Source organism: Azospirillum oryzae (assembly GCF_008364795.1).
Classification (GTDB): domain Bacteria; phylum Pseudomonadota; class Alphaproteobacteria; order Azospirillales; family Azospirillaceae; genus Azospirillum; species Azospirillum oryzae.
In genome coordinates this window covers 314,213-327,414 of record NZ_VTTM01000001.1, presented here as the reverse complement: position 1 = coordinate 327,414, position 13,202 = coordinate 314,213, and the positions used below count along the sequence as shown (strand labels likewise).

15 protein-coding genes are annotated in these 13,202 nt (G+C 66.8%); 4 read left to right on the top strand and 11 right to left on the bottom strand.

Annotated elements, in window-relative coordinates; translation table 11 throughout:
* Window positions 1–115: 115 nt before the first annotated feature.
* Window positions 116–946, bottom strand: coding sequence for a cytochrome C assembly family protein (locus FZ938_RS01595; protein WP_149196960.1), 831 nt, complete (start codon window positions 944–946; stop codon window positions 116–118).
* Between the two features lie 188 nt (window positions 947–1,134).
* Here FZ938_RS01595 and FZ938_RS01590 point away from each other — a divergent pair, with 188 nt between their 5' ends.
* From FZ938_RS01590 to FZ938_RS01580, 3 genes are read left to right on the top strand one after another with little or no spacing between them, the layout of a single operon-like run.
* Window positions 1,135–2,322 carry a bifunctional 2-C-methyl-D-erythritol 4-phosphate cytidylyltransferase/2-C-methyl-D-erythritol 2,4-cyclodiphosphate synthase gene (locus FZ938_RS01590; protein ID WP_149196959.1) on the top strand — a complete coding sequence of 396 codons (1,188 nt, stop codon included), beginning with the start codon at window positions 1,135–1,137 and terminating at the stop codon, window positions 2,320–2,322.
* A gap of 36 nt (window positions 2,323–2,358) precedes the next feature.
* Window positions 2,359–2,862, top strand: a complete 504-nt coding sequence (locus FZ938_RS01585) for a CinA family protein (RefSeq protein ID WP_085089438.1) — start codon at window positions 2,359–2,361, stop codon at window positions 2,860–2,862.
* Between the two features lie 42 nt (window positions 2,863–2,904).
* A complete protein-coding gene (locus FZ938_RS01580; protein WP_014247666.1) occupies window positions 2,905–3,093 on the top strand; it encodes a 4-oxalocrotonate tautomerase in 189 nt (62 codons plus the stop codon).
* 33 nt (window positions 3,094–3,126) lie between these two features.
* Here FZ938_RS01580 and FZ938_RS01575 read toward each other — a convergent pair whose 3' ends face one another.
* The 9 genes from FZ938_RS01575 to FZ938_RS01535 all read right to left on the bottom strand — a co-directional run bounded on the left by FZ938_RS01575 (window position 3,127) and on the right by FZ938_RS01535 (window position 11,372).
* Window positions 3,127–3,582, bottom strand: coding sequence for a type II toxin-antitoxin system RatA family toxin (locus FZ938_RS01575; RefSeq protein WP_109151031.1), 456 nt, complete (start codon window positions 3,580–3,582; stop codon window positions 3,127–3,129).
* Window positions 3,583–3,617: 35 nt separating this feature from the next.
* A complete protein-coding gene (gene lipA / locus FZ938_RS01570; protein WP_149196958.1) occupies window positions 3,618–4,574 on the bottom strand; it encodes a lipoyl synthase in 957 nt (318 codons plus the stop codon).
* Between the two features lie 62 nt (window positions 4,575–4,636).
* Complete coding sequence (locus tag FZ938_RS01565; RefSeq protein WP_149196957.1) at window positions 4,637–5,122, bottom strand: DUF29 domain-containing protein; 486 nt, start codon at window positions 5,120–5,122, stop codon at window positions 4,637–4,639.
* A 42-nt stretch (window positions 5,123–5,164) separates the two neighbouring features.
* Window positions 5,165–6,562, bottom strand: coding sequence for a dihydrolipoyl dehydrogenase (gene lpdA / locus FZ938_RS01560; RefSeq protein WP_149196956.1), 1,398 nt, complete (start codon window positions 6,560–6,562; stop codon window positions 5,165–5,167).
* Window positions 6,563–6,577: 15 nt separating this feature from the next.
* Window positions 6,578–6,880, bottom strand: a complete 303-nt coding sequence (locus FZ938_RS01555) for a chorismate mutase (RefSeq protein WP_149196955.1) — start codon at window positions 6,878–6,880, stop codon at window positions 6,578–6,580.
* A gap of 20 nt (window positions 6,881–6,900) precedes the next feature.
* Complete coding sequence (locus FZ938_RS01550; protein WP_149196954.1) at window positions 6,901–8,238, bottom strand: pyruvate dehydrogenase complex dihydrolipoamide acetyltransferase; 1,338 nt, start codon at window positions 8,236–8,238, stop codon at window positions 6,901–6,903.
* Window positions 8,239–8,254: 16 nt separating this feature from the next.
* Complete coding sequence (locus tag FZ938_RS01545) at window positions 8,255–9,670, bottom strand: pyruvate dehydrogenase complex E1 component subunit beta (RefSeq protein ID WP_149196953.1); 1,416 nt, start codon at window positions 9,668–9,670, stop codon at window positions 8,255–8,257.
* 116 nt (window positions 9,671–9,786) lie between these two features.
* On the bottom strand, window positions 9,787–10,806 hold the full coding sequence (gene pdhA / locus FZ938_RS01540; protein ID WP_149196952.1) for a pyruvate dehydrogenase (acetyl-transferring) E1 component subunit alpha: 1,020 nt from the start codon (window positions 10,804–10,806) through the stop codon (window positions 9,787–9,789).
* Between the two features lie 194 nt (window positions 10,807–11,000).
* On the bottom strand, window positions 11,001–11,372 hold the full coding sequence (locus tag FZ938_RS01535; protein WP_174757288.1) for an FtsB family cell division protein: 372 nt from the start codon (window positions 11,370–11,372) through the stop codon (window positions 11,001–11,003).
* Window positions 11,373–11,731: 359 nt separating this feature from the next.
* Between FZ938_RS01535 and FZ938_RS01530 the strand changes: the two genes are divergently transcribed.
* Entirely contained in the window at window positions 11,732–12,043 is a 312-nt protein-coding gene (locus FZ938_RS01530; RefSeq protein ID WP_149196951.1) for a hypothetical protein, read from the top strand.
* Window positions 12,044–12,078: 35 nt separating this feature from the next.
* On the opposite strand, the gene modC is transcribed toward FZ938_RS01530, so the two are convergent.
* Window positions 12,079–13,200, bottom strand: a complete 1,122-nt coding sequence (modC, locus tag FZ938_RS01525) for a molybdenum ABC transporter ATP-binding protein (protein ID WP_149196950.1) — start codon at window positions 13,198–13,200, stop codon at window positions 12,079–12,081.
* Window positions 13,201–13,202: the final 2 nt, after the last annotated feature.

The window sequence follows — 13,202 nt, the reverse complement described above, 5'->3', positions numbered from 1 at the left end:
GTTATCACGCTGCTGCGGATGTGTGCAAGCGCGAAGCCCGATCGCAAGCCCAATGGCCAAGCTTACGCTTGGGGCAAAACCCATGTTCCGCCACCGGCTTGCGGTGGATGCGCCCTCAACTCCAAGCCCATTGGCCGATCAGCACGTTCGACACGAACTTGACGCCGGGATAGGCAAGCGTCGCCAGCAGATAGACGATCAGCATGGTCCGCGCCGCCGTCCGCCCGCGCACGCCGGTCCGGTATTCGGCCAGCAGCAGGACGCCGATGACGATGAAGGTCGCCAGCGACAGCAGGGTCTTGTGATCGGTGCGGAACAGCAGCCCCTGTTCGAAATAGAGCACCGCCATGCCGGTGGCGAGACCGGCGCCGAGGATCACCTCCGACGCGATCAGCAGTCGCAACTGCAGCCGCTCGCTCTCCGCCACCGGCGGCAGGAAGCGGCTGAGCGGGGTCGGCCGCTTGCTCTTCAACGCCCGCGTCTGGATCACCGCGGCGAAGGATGCCACGGCACTCAGGGTCAGCAGGGCATAGGTGAAGACCGACACCGCGATGTGCAGGTCGATCCACACGCCCGGCGCATTGCCGCGCAGGACCGGCGCCGGCGCATCCTCCGTCAGCGTCGCCAGCAGGCAGACCGCCAGAAGATAGGGCAGCAGCAGCGGCGCCAGCCTCCAAGCCGTGTCATGGAGCAGGCTGAGCCCGATGAACAGAGCCATGCAGGCGGCGGTCGTGACCCACAGCGCGGTGGAGAAACCGGTCTGCCATTGGCCGGCGACCTGCAGGATCGCCCACATGCCCGGCCCGGCGGCGGCGAGCAGCAACGCACCCCAGAAGGACCAGCCGCGCCCCTCCACCCCCTGCCCGGCAATGCGCCGGTAAGGATAGAAGGCGGCAGGCAACAGGGCCACCAGCGCCGTCAGGCTCAAGAAAATGTTCTGCGACATGGACCCGAATGCACTCCCGTCCTTCCGCCGTCATGCTGCCATGACGTGCCGCCATATCATGCCGCCCGCCCCCGGACATCATCCGGAGCGTAGCAGGTGGCAAGGCTCGGCACTTGGCGGAACCACGGCGACAGGCTAGGCTCCGCGACGTTTCCGTCAAGTGGCTATCATATCTTACGGTTTGCCTCATGCCCACCTGCATCGCGCCCACCTGCATCGCCCTGATCGTCGCCGGCGGATCCGGCCAGCGGTTCGGCGCCGAACGGCCGAAGCAGTATCTCGAACTCGCCGGCAAGCCGGTGTTGCGCCGGACGGTGGAGGCTTTTCTGAGCCATCCCCAGGTCACCGGCGTGCGCGTGGTCATCGACCCGACCTGGCGCGAGGCCTATGACGCCGCCGTTGCCGGCCTCGGCCTGCCCGATCCGGTGGCCGGCGGCGCCAGCCGTCAGGATTCGGTGCGCAACGGGCTGGAGGCTCTCGCCGCCGCCGACGGCGCCCCTGACCTCGTACTGATCCACGACGCCGCCCGTCCGCTGATCGACGCGGCCACCATAGGCGCGGTGATCGACGCGCTGGAGACCACGCCGGGCGCCATCGCCGCTGTGCCAGTCGCCGATACCCTCAAGCGCGGCAGCGGGAATGGAGGGGCCGGCGCCATCGCCGGCACGGTGGACCGCGAAGGACTGTGGCGGGCGCAGACCCCGCAGGGCTTCCGCTTCCCCGCCATTGTGGAGGCGCACCGCGCCGCCGCCGGCCTGTCGCTGACCGACGATGCCGCGGTGGCGGAGCGGGCCGGGCTTGCCGTTGCCCTGGTGCCGTCCAAGGAGGACAATTTCAAGGTGACCACCCCCGACGACCTGACCCGCGCCACCCGCGCGATCATGAGCAGCCTGTGGGATGTGCGGACCGGCAGCGGCTTCGATGTCCACCGCTTCACCGATGGCGATTTCGTCACGCTTTGCGGCCTGCGCGTGCCGCACGACCACGGGCTGGAAGGCCATTCCGACGCCGATGTCGGCCTGCATGCCCTGACCGACGCCATCCTCGGCGCGCTGGCCGCCGGCGACATCGGCAGCCACTTCCCGCCGACCGACCCGCGCTGGCGCGGCGCCGACAGCGCCAAGTTCCTGCGCCATGCCGCCGATCTGGTGGCGGAGCGCGGCGGCGTCATCGCCCATGCCGACGTGACGATCATCTGCGAACGGCCGAAGGTCGGCCCCCACCGCGCCGCGATGGCCGAGCGTATTGCCCAAATCCTGGGCATTGAGGTCGGGCGGGTCAGCGTCAAGGCGACGACCACCGAGCAGCTGGGCTTCACCGGCCGGCGCGAGGGCATCGCCGCGCAAGCGGTGGCGACCATCCGGCTCCCCGGTTAACATCCAATCCAACAGTCCGAACCGGGAGAGGCCGTCATGTTTCCCGAGCCCATCCGCGAGCTTTCCGCCCAGGTGCTGGCCGAATACGGCCTCGCCGGCTTCATGCTGGCGACCGCCGAGTCCTGCACCGGCGGTCTGATCGCCGGCGCGCTGACCGACATCGCCGGCTCGTCCAAGGTGGTCGACCGCGGCTTCGTCACCTACACCAACATCGCCAAGACCGAACTGCTCGGCGTTCCCGCCAGCCTGCTGCACGCCCATGGCGCGGTCAGCCCGGAGGTGGCGGTCGCCATGGCCGTCGGTGCGCTGGCGAAGTCGCGGGCCGATGTGACGGTGGCGGTGACCGGCATCGCCGGTCCCGGCGGCGCGACCGAGACCAAGCCGGTGGGCCGCGTCTATGTCGCCACCGCCGTGCGCGGCGGGGCGGCCAAGGCCAAGGAATATACCTTCCCCGGCGACCGCGACGCCGTGCGGATGGCGACGGTCCAGGCGGCGCTGGAACGGCTGCGGCTGGCCCGCCCGACCGGAAGCCTGCGCTGAAGAAACGCCGGCAAACTCTTCACTAGCAAGGAAAATCACCCGATGCCGACCATCAACATCCAGCTGTTCGAAGGCCGCACCGTCGAGCAGAAACGCGAATACGCCAAGGCGCTGACCGAAGCGACCGTGAAGGTCCTCGGCTGCTCGCCGTCGGCGGTGGACATCATCTTCCAGGACGTGAAGAAAAGCGATTGGGCCAGCGGCGGGGAGCTGTGGTCGGACAAGACCTGACCGACCACCCACGCAACCGCGTACAAGCCGGCGTCAGGCCGGCTGCGTCACCCGGCCCGGCCCATAAAGCTGGGCCGCCCGCGTTTCGAAGGCCTGCACCATGCGGCGCACCGCCTCGTTGAACAGCAAACCCATGATCTTCTGCAGCATCTTCGAGCGGAACTCGAAATCGACGAAGAAGTCGACGCAGCAGCCGCCGGGATGATCGTTGAAGATCCAGTGGTTGTTCAGGTATTGGAACGGCCCGTCGGTGTACTGCACGTCGATCCGGCAGGCTGGCGCACTCAACTCCACCCGTGAGGTGAAGCGTTCGCGGACCATCTTGAACCCGATGATCAGGTCCGCGAACATGACATTGCCTTCGCGCTTGCGGATTCGGGCCGCGAGGCACCAGGGCAGAAACTCCGGATACTTCTCCACATCGGCGACCAGGTCGTACATCTGCTGGGGCGTGTAGGGAAGAACCTTCTTTTCCGCGTGCGTCGGCATGCCCGTACCCGTGTCCTTCTATTGAACCGCCTGGATCAGGCGGCCGCGACCCCCAGCTTGCGCAGCCGGGCTTCGCGCAGCTTCTCGAAATCGGCGCCCGCATGGTAGGACGAGCGCGTCAGCGGCGACGAGGCCACCAGCAGGAAGCCCTTGCCGCGGCCGACAGTGGAATAACCGTCGAACTCCTCGGGAGTCACGAAACGATCCACCGCCGCATGCTTGGGCGTGGGCTGGAGATACTGCCCAATCGTCAGAAAGTCCACATCGGCGGAACGCAAATCGTCCATAACCTGCCCGATCTCCTCCTTCGTCTCGCCCAGCCCGACCATCAGGCCGGACTTGGTGAAGATCGTCGGATCCAGCTCCTTCACCCGCGCCAGCAGCTGCAGCGAGGCGAAATAGCGCGCACCGGGGCGGATTGTCGGATAAAGGCGCGGCGCAGTTTCCAGATTGTGGTTGAACACGTCGGGCTTGGCCTCCACCACCACCTCGACCGCACCCTTCTTCTTCTGGAAGTCGGGGGTCAGGATCTCGATGGTCGTCGTCGGCGACGCGGCGCGGATGGCGCGGATGGTGCGGGCGAAATGCTCGGCGCCGCCATCGGCCAGATCGTCGCGGTCGACCGACGTGATGACGACGTGGCTCAACTTCAGCTTGCCGACCGCTTCGGCCACATTGTCCGGCTCATGCGGGTCCAGCTGGTCGGGACGCCCGGTCTCCACATTGCAGAAGGCGCAGCCGCGCGTGCAGATGGAGCCCAGGATCATGAAGGTGGCGTGCTTGTGCTTCCAGCACTCCCCGATGTTCGGGCAGGCGGCCTCTTCGCACACGGTGTTCAGCTTCAGACCGCGCATCAGCTGGCGGGTCTCATTGTATTCCTGGCTCATCGGCGCCTTGACCCGGATCCAGGCCGGTTTGCGCTGGATGGGGTTGTCGGGCTTATGGGCCTTTTCGGGGTGGCGCAGCTTCTCGGTCTGGTCGACGAGGGTCATGGTCTAAAGCTCCCGATGGCCGACGCGATGCCCCGGCCCCGACAATAGGTGCGATGAGGATGTCAAACCCGCCATTCCGGCGGAAACAGTTCGGCCGGATAGGCCGGATCGAGCGCCTGGTCAAGTGTGAAAGGCGACTGGACCGGGAAATGGCCGTCGGGCACATCCGCCTCGACGGCGGCCCGCAGGCGGGCATCCGAGTAAACGTCGGCGAAGATGCCGGCAATGTATGGCCGAAGGCTGGGGCTGTCCTTGATCTCCCGGATCAGCTTCTTGCGCTGCTCCCGGACAGTCAGGCGCCAGCCGCGCTCGCACCGCTCCCGCAGGTCGGGACAGAACATCCATTTCAGCAAATGGACCAGCAGAACGCCAAGGCGGCTGTCGATCTCGGACTTCTGGCCGCGGCCCATGCTCTCGATCTCCTCGGCGACGTTCTCCCAGTCGACCGGGGCATTGTTCCGCTCGGCGCCGGCACGGCGAAGCTCCTGCGCCTGGGCTTGCGTCCAGGCGTAGAAATCCTCGTCATAGGCGGCGCTGCTGCGGTCCATGGCTCCGTCCAAAGGGGAAAACGTCACCTCGGAAAATCTTAGTTAAAAGTGGATCGCCCGGCCATAGGCATCAAGGACCGACTCATGCATCATTTCCGACAGGGTCGGGTGCGGGAACACCGTGTGCATCAGCTCGGCCTCGGTCAGCTCCGACGACTTGGCGATGCCGTAGCCCTGGATCAGCTCGGTCACTTCCGCGCCGATCATGTGGGCACCCAGCATCTCGCCGGTCTTGGCGTCGAAGATGGTCTTGATCAGGCCTTCCGGTTCGCCCAGCGCGATGGCCTTGCCGTTGCCGACGAACGGGAAGCGGCCGACCTTGATCTCGTAGCCGGCTTCCTTGGCCTTCTTCTCCGTCAGGCCGACCGACGCGATCTGCGGGTGCGAATAGGTGCAGCCCGGGATGTTGCGGACGTTCAGCGCATGCGGATGCTTGCCGGCGATGTGCTCGACCACGATCACGCCTTCATGGCTGGCCTTGTGGGCGAGCCAGGGGGCGCCGGTCACGTCGCCGATGGCGTACACGCCCGGCTCGTCGGTCTCGCACATGCCGTTGGTCTGGATGTGGCCGCGGTCGGTCTTGACCTTGGTGTTCTCCAGCCCCAGCCCCTCGGTGTTCGGGCTGATGCCGACGGCGACGATGACGCGGTCGACCGTGATGTCCTCGGTCTTGCCGCCCGCCTCGACGGCCACGGTCACGCTGTCGGCGGCCTTGCGCAGGTTGCCGGCCTTGCCGCCGGTGATGATCCGCATGCCCTGCTTCTCAAAAGCTTTCCGGGCCATTGCGGAGATTTCCTCATCCTCCACCGGGAGGATGCGGTCCATCACCTCAACCACTGTAACCTTGGCGCCCAAGGCATTGTAGAAGCTGGCGAATTCGATGCCGATGGCACCGGACCCGATCACCAGCAGCGACTTCGGCATGGAGTCCGGAGTCATCGCCTTGCGATAGGTCCAGACCAGCTTGCCGTCATCCTCCAGCCCCGGCAGCGTGCGGGCGCGCGCGCCGGTGGCGATGATGATGTGCTTGGCGCCGAAGGTGCCGACCGGGGCCTCGCCCTTGGTCACCGCCACCTGCCCCTTGCCGAGCAGCTTGGCGGAACCCTCGATCACCGCGACCTTGTTCTTCTTCAGCAGGTGCTTGACGCCGCCGTTCAGCTGCCCGGCGACCTTGCGCGAACGGGCGACGACCTTGTCGAGGTCGAAGGACGGGTTCTGGATGACCAGACCATAGTCGGCGGCATGCTTGGCGAGATGCAGCACCTCGGCCGAGCGCAGCAGCGCCTTGGTCGGGATGCAGCCCCAGTTCAGGCAGATGCCGCCCAGGTTCTCACGCTCGATGACCGCGGTGTGCAGGCCAAGCTGCGCGGCACGGATCGCCGCCACGTAACCGCCCGGCCCGCCGCCGATGACGATGACGTCGTAATTCATGTCGGCCAAGGGTGTTCTCCCCATTCAGGAGCGAGGCGCATCCTCGCGGCCGGCGGCAAATATGCCTTCCTCGACCCGGCACGCCTCGTCGATGATCGTCTGGTACAGGGTGGCCATGAAGTCCGGATCCAGGCCGTACACCAGCCCCGCCTCGGCCGCCCGTTTTTTCACCGCTTCGACGCGGTCGGGCAGCACGGCCGGCAGGTTCTCCGCCATCTTCACCGCTGCGACGCGGTGGACGACGGACAGGCGCTTGCCCAGCAACGCGACGAGTTCGTCGTCGATGGCGTCGATTTCGGCGCGGAGCGGGGCAAGTCTTTTCGACATGGAACCGGATCCTCAAACCATCAGAGCAGCATCGAGAGCGGATCCTCGAGCAGCTTCTTCACCGCTGCAAGGAATTCCGCACCGACGGCGCCATCAGCCACGCGGTGATCGAAGGTGCCGGTCAGGCTCATCACCGTGGCGATGGCAAGCGCGCCGTCCTTCACCACCGGGCGCTGCTCGCTGGCGCCGACCGCCAGGATGCAGGCCTGCGGCGGGTTGATGATCGCCTGGAACTGCTTGATCCCCATCATGCCGAGGTTGGAGATGGAGATGGTGCCGCCCTGATACTCTTCCGGCTTCAGCGCGTTGTCGCGCGCCTTCTTGGCCAGCGCCTTCATCTCGTTGGAGATGTCGGCCAGACCCTTGGTCTCCGCCTTCTTGATGATCGGGGTGATCAGCCCGGTCGGGGTGGCGACGGCAACCGAAACGTCGGCGTGGCCGTACTGCAGCATCGCCTCGTCGGTCCAGGACGCGTTGATCGCCGGGACCTTCTTCAGCGCCAGCGCCACGGCGCGGATGATGAAGTCGTTCACCGACAGCTTGTAGGCGTCGGACCGGCCGTTCAGCTCGGCGCGGACCTTCATCAGCGCGTCGATCTCGACATCCACCGTCAGGAAATAGTCGGGGACGGTGCGCTTCACCTCGCCCAGACGCTTGGCGATGGTCTTGCGCATGCCGCTGTTCGGCACGGCGGTGTAGGCCATGCCCAGCTTGTCGGCGAGCGCCTTGGCGTCGATGCCCTCGGCCTTCGGCGACGGTGCCGGAGCAGCGGCAGGAGCCGGTGCAGCGGCCGGAGCCGGCGCAGCCGCCGGGGCGGCGGCCTTGGCCGGACCGGCGGCCTTGGCGGCCTCCACGTCGGCCTTGACGATGCGGCCGTGCGGGCCGGTGCCCTTGACGGACTTCAGGTCGACGCCGGCCTGTTCGGCGATGCGGCGCGCCAGGGGGCTGGCGAACACGCGCTCACCCGGAGCGGCAGCCGCTGGAGCGGCGGCCGGAGCCGGAGCAGCGGCCACCGGAGCGGCCGTCGGCGCCGGGGCAGCGGCCGGAGCGGCGGCAGCAGGCGCCGGGGCCGGGGCGGGAGCGGAGCCGGCCGAGGCCAGCGCGCTCTCGTCCTCGCCCTCTTCCAGCAGGATGGCGATCGGGGTGTTCACCGCGACGCCCTGGCTGCCGGCCGGGATCAGGATCTTGCCGATGCGGCCTTCATCGACCGCTTCGACTTCCATGGTGGCCTTGTCGGTTTCGATCTCGGCGAGAACGTCGCCGGACTTCACCGTGTCGCCTTCCTTCTTCAGCCACTTGGCGAGGTTGCCCTCGGTCATCGTGGGCGAGAGGGCGGGCATCAGAATCTGAACGGTCATCCTATCAGCCCTCCTCTCAACGATAGCAGGCTTGCTTGGCGGCCTTGACGATGTCGGCGACCTGCGGCAGCGCCAGCTTTTCCAGGTTGGCGGCGTAGGGCATCGGCACGTCCAGGCCGGCCACGCGGGCCACCGGGGCGTCGAGATAGTCGAACGCCTGCTCCATCATCAGCGCGCACATTTCCGAACCGATGCCGGCGAAGGGCCAGCCTTCCTCGACGGAGACGAGACGGTTGGTCTTCTTGACGCTGTTCACGATGGTGGCGGTGTCCAGCGGACGGATCGTGCGCAGGTTGATGACCTCCGCGTCGATGCCTTCCTTCGCCAGTTCCTCCGCCGCAGCCAGCGCATGGCCGACCATGATCGAGAAGGCGGTGATCGTAACGTCCTTGCCCTGACGCTCGATCTTGGCCTTGCCGATCGGCAGGACGAATTCCTCGTCCTCCGGTACGTCGAAGCTCTGGCCGTAGAGAATCTCGTTCTCCAGGAAGACGACCGGGTTCGGATCGCGGATCGCCGCCTTCAGCAGGCCCTTGGCGTCGGCCGCCGACCAGGGCGAGACCACCTTCAGGCCCGGGCAGTGGGCGTACCACGAGGCATAGCACTGCGAATGCTGGGCCGCCACGCGGGCGGCGGCGCCGTTCGGGCCGCGGAAGACGATCGGGCTACCCATCTGGCCGCCGGACATGTAGAGCGTCTTGGCGGCGGAGTTGATGATGTGGTCGATCGCCTGCATGGCGAAGTTGAAGGTCATGAACTCGACGATCGGCTTCAGCCCCTTGAAGGAGGCGCCGACGCCCAGACCGGCGAAGCCGATCTCGGTGATGGGCGTATCGATGACGCGACGCTCGCCGAACTCCTGCAGCAGTCCCTGGGTCACCTTGTAGGCGCCCTGGTACTGCGCGACCTCCTCGCCCATGACGAAGACCTTCTCGTCACGGCGCATTTCCTCGGCCATCGCGTCGCGGAGAGCCTCGCGGACCGTCTTCTTCACCGTCTTGGCGAAGAACTTGTCCTCATCCGAATCCGGAGCAGACACCGGAGCGGCCGGCACGGTCGGCGCCGGGGCCGGGGCCGGGGCCTGCACCGCCGACGGGGCGGCCTTGGTCTCTTCCGAGGCGGGGGCGGCGTTGGCCGGAGCGGCGGCGGCCGGGGCGTTGCCACCCTTGGACAGCGCGCTCTCGTCCTCACCCTCTTCCAGCAGGATGGCGATGGGGGTGTTCACCGCGACATTGTCGGTGCCTTCTGGCACCAGGATCTTGCCGACGCGGCCTTCATCGACCGCTTCGACTTCCATGGTGGCCTTGTCGGTCTCGATCTCGGCGAGAACGTCGCCGGACTTCACCGTGTCGCCTTCCTTCTTCACCCATTTCGCCAGCTTGCCCTCGGTCATGGTGGGCGACAGGGCCGGCATCAGCACTTCGATCGGCATTCCTCAACCTCCGGCGGCGCGGGGAACCGGCTGCTTCACCCCGATATGGGGGCAACCCGTTTCTCTGGCGCCGCTCCTGCTTTTCGTTGACGTCAGGACCAGACGGTGGACGACGGTCAGCTCTCGACCAGGATGTCGGTCCACAGCTCCGACGGATCGGGCTCGGGGCTCTGCTGCGCGAACTCGGCCGATTCGGTGACGATCGCCTTCACCGCGCGATCGATCTCCTTCAGCTTGTCCTCGTCGGTATGGCCGCCGGCCAGCAGCTTCGACTTCAGCTGGTCGATGGGATCGGACTCCGACCGCATCTTCTCGACCTCCTCCTTCGTCCGGTACTTGGCCGGATCGGACATGGAGTGGCCGCGGTAGCGGTAGGTCTTCATCTCGAGGATGACCGGGCCGTTACCTTCGCGGATGTAGTTCACCCACTTGTCGGCGGCGGCCTTCACCTCGAGCACGTCCATCCCGTTGACCTGATAGCCGGGGATGCCGTACGCGGCGCCGCGCTGATGCAGTTCACCGGCGGAGGCGCGCTCCTGCGAGGTGCCCATGGCGTACTTGTTGTTCTCGATGACGAACAACACCGGCAGCTTCCAAAGCGCCGCCATGTTGAAGCTCTCGTACACCTGGCCCTGGTTGATCGCGCCGTCGCCGCAATAGACCGCGGACACGCCGCCGTCGTTGAGGTACTTGTGCGCAAAGGCCAGACCGGTGCCGAGCGGAACCTGGCCGCCGACGATGCCGTGACCGCCGTAGAAATTCTTCTCGCGGCTGAACATGTGCATCGAGCCGCCCTTGCCCTTGGAGTAGCCCCCAATGCGGCCGGTCAGCTCGGCCATCACGCCCTTGGCTTCCATGCCGCAGGCCAGCATGTGGCCGTGGTCACGGTAGCTGGTGATGACGTCATCGCCTTCTTTCAGGGCGGCCTGGACGCCGACCACAACGGCTTCCTGGCCGATGTAGAGATGGCAGAAGCCGCCGATCAGGCCCATGCCGTACAGCTGGCCCGCCTTCTCTTCGAAGCGGCGGATCAGCAGCATTTCGCGATAGTAATGAAGAAGCTCTTCGGACGAGACGGCTTGAGCGGGCGCGGTGTCGGTCTGCGCCTTGGTGGAACGGCGTCGGGACGCGGCCATGATTCCTCCCCAGGGTTCAAGCGGCAAAGGTCTTTTTCAACACCCCTTGCCGCCGCGCGTTGCGGGCGTGCGAGAGCCCGCACCGGAAGCGAATATGGCGCGCACACTACACGAGCTTCTGGGTCTGCGCAAACGTCTGTTTTTGCAGCGCTATTTTAGATTAACCGCGATTCGGTTAATCGGCTGATATCCCCTTACTTCTGCGTGGAGGCACCCTCGGGATCAGCCAGCTTGGGCAGCTTGACGATGACGTCGCGCGGGTTGGCGAAATTCAGCATCAGCCGCGCCCGCTCCTCCAGCATGTCGCGGTCGAGACCGTCGCCGCGCAGCAGCTGGGCGCGCCGTTCCATATCTTCCCGCTCGGTGCGGAGCTGGTTGAGGACCCCTTCGGCCTGGGCGATTTCCCCCTGGATCTGCTTCATCGCCACCAATCCGCGATCGCCATGGATCGCGTAGTAGGCGAAATAAGCGACCACGCAGGCGCACAGCGCCGGCATGATTGCTTGGCGGATCGCGCTTTTGGCGGCGCGGGCGAGCGTATCGGTGAGGTCGGCGATCATCGTCATGGTGGCACGATGGAATCACAGCGGCTTTCCACCGGTCAAACGAAAAAGATGGAACAGCCAAGTCGCAAAAGCTTCGTGATCTTTGCGCAACCCAGTAATGGGTATTCGTCACGCCCAAGCCACAAGTCGAGAGGATGTTCTGGTAAAGTTCTCATCGGTAATCGGGCGTCCGACCGGGCGATGCACCCGCTCATCGGTACAGCCAGCCACCCGGCATAGAGCGAAGGTGCATGGAATGAAACCGGCGGTGGCGTGTTTGGACCCACACGGCGCCGCTTGGCCAAAGCCGCGAGTCCCTTGCGGGCTCGCACAGGCGATTCCGCCGATGGCGCCGCCCACTGGCTGAGGAGCGATACCCCATGCGCAGCAAGTTCCTGATCGTGGCCCTGCCCGCCCTGCTTCTGGGTCTGGCGGCCTGCGACGACCAAAACGCCCAGAACTCCAATGCGGCGAACCAGACCAGTCCGACCACCAGCAGCGGGTCGAGCAGCGGGTCCACCACTGTGCCGCCACCTTCGACCGGCGTTCCGATGCAAGGCGGCACCTCCGGCAATTCGATGAACGAGACCAGCGGGTCCACCCGCACCGTGCCGGGCGGCTCGACCGCCGGTGGTTCGGCCGGCGGCGGCGCCAGCACCGGCGGCTCCCCCGCCCCGTCGGGCACCCAATAAGGACGAAAGCCGATAAGGCGGGACACGGTGGACGGTCACACGTCCACCACCCGCTTCCGCCGGTCCGATGCTTCGCCGCTGCTGTCCGGCTCGAAAGCGATGCCCTTGACCAGCGCCACCACCAGGCGGCCGGGCGCCAGTTCCAGTTCGCGCACGGCCGCCCGCGTGATGCGCGCGATCAGGAACGACCCGCCAACGGCCAGCCGCACATCGGCCGACGATGGCCCGGACTCCGCCACCTCCGCCACGGTCGCGGTCAGCGTGTTGCGCAGGCTGACGCCGCTCGGCGGCTGCAAGGCGATGATGACGTCGCGGGCGTGGATGTGCAGCCGCACCGCCGCGCCGGGCGGGCGGTCGATCTGCGGCACCGTCAGGCGCCCGCCGTCGAAAGCCAGCACCGACAGCCCGTCCTCCGGAACGTGACGCTCGACCGTCAGGTCCAGCACCGCGCCGGCATCCTGCGCGCCGGTCACCGCCGACAAGTCCAGCCGGCCCATCACCGTACCGACCGGCCCGGCCGCGCGCACCCTGCCCTCCGCGATCAGCACCATCGTGGTGGCGAGCCGCACCACCTCGTCCAGCGCGTGGCTGACCAGGACGATGGGGATATTCATCTCGTCGCGCAGCCGCTCGATATACGGCATGATCTCCGCCTTGCGGGCGGCGTCGAGCGATGCCATCGGCTCGTCCATCAGCAGCAGGCGCGGCTGTGCCAGCAGTGCGCGGCCGAAGGCGACCCGCTGTTTCTCGCCGCCGGACAGGCCGCGCGGCCGGCGGTCCAGCAGATGGCCCAGCCCCAGCAGGTCCACCACCGGTTCGAATGCGATGCGCCGCTCCCCGGCGGGCACGCGGCGCAGCCCGTATTGCAGGTTGCTGCGCACCGTCATGTGCGGAAACAGCCGCGACTCCTGGAAGACATAGCCGATGCGCCGCTTTTCCACCGGAACGTCGATGCGCCGGACGCTGTCGAAGAACACGGTGTCGCCGATGCGGATGTGCCCGGCATCGGGCCGCCTCAGCCCGGCGATTGCGTTGATGACCGACGTCTTGCCGGAGCCGGAGCGGCCGAACAGCGCCGTGACCCCGCGTTCCTCTGCGGTGAAGGCGATGTCGAGCGTGAAGGCGCCCAGTCTCTGGCGAATGTGCAGGTCCAGCATGC

Bases quoted from the DNA above. Each gene is read 5' to 3' on its own strand.
- FZ938_RS01595 (WP_149196960.1), bottom strand. From the start codon at position 946: ATGTCGCAGAACATTTTCTTGAGCCTGACGGCGCTGGTGGCCCTGTTG.
- FZ938_RS01590 (WP_149196959.1), top strand. From the start codon at position 1,135: ATGCCCACCTGCATCGCGCCCACCTGCATCGCCCTGATCGTCGCCGGC.
- FZ938_RS01585 (WP_085089438.1), top strand. From the start codon at position 2,359: ATGTTTCCCGAGCCCATCCGCGAGCTTTCCGCCCAGGTGCTGGCCGAA.
- FZ938_RS01580 (WP_014247666.1), top strand. From the start codon at position 2,905: ATGCCGACCATCAACATCCAGCTGTTCGAAGGCCGCACCGTCGAGCAG.
- FZ938_RS01575 (WP_109151031.1), bottom strand. From the start codon at position 3,582: ATGCCGACGCACGCGGAAAAGAAGGTTCTTCCCTACACGCCCCAGCAG.
- lipA (WP_149196958.1), bottom strand. From the start codon at position 4,574: ATGACCCTCGTCGACCAGACCGAGAAGCTGCGCCACCCCGAAAAGGCC.
- FZ938_RS01565 (WP_149196957.1), bottom strand. From the start codon at position 5,122: ATGGACCGCAGCAGCGCCGCCTATGACGAGGATTTCTACGCCTGGACG.
- FZ938_RS01555 (WP_149196955.1), bottom strand. From the start codon at position 6,880: ATGTCGAAAAGACTTGCCCCGCTCCGCGCCGAAATCGACGCCATCGAC.
- FZ938_RS01550 (WP_149196954.1), bottom strand. From the start codon at position 8,238: ATGACCGTTCAGATTCTGATGCCCGCCCTCTCGCCCACGATGACCGAG.
- FZ938_RS01545 (WP_149196953.1), bottom strand. From the start codon at position 9,670: ATGCCGATCGAAGTGCTGATGCCGGCCCTGTCGCCCACCATGACCGAG.
- pdhA (WP_149196952.1), bottom strand. From the start codon at position 10,806: ATGGCCGCGTCCCGACGCCGTTCCACCAAGGCGCAGACCGACACCGCG.
- FZ938_RS01535 (WP_174757288.1), bottom strand. From the start codon at position 11,372: ATGACGATGATCGCCGACCTCACCGATACGCTCGCCCGCGCCGCCAAA.
- FZ938_RS01530 (WP_149196951.1), top strand. From the start codon at position 11,732: ATGCGCAGCAAGTTCCTGATCGTGGCCCTGCCCGCCCTGCTTCTGGGT.
- modC (WP_149196950.1), bottom strand. From the start codon at position 13,200: ATGCTGGACCTGCACATTCGCCAGAGACTGGGCGCCTTCACGCTCGAC.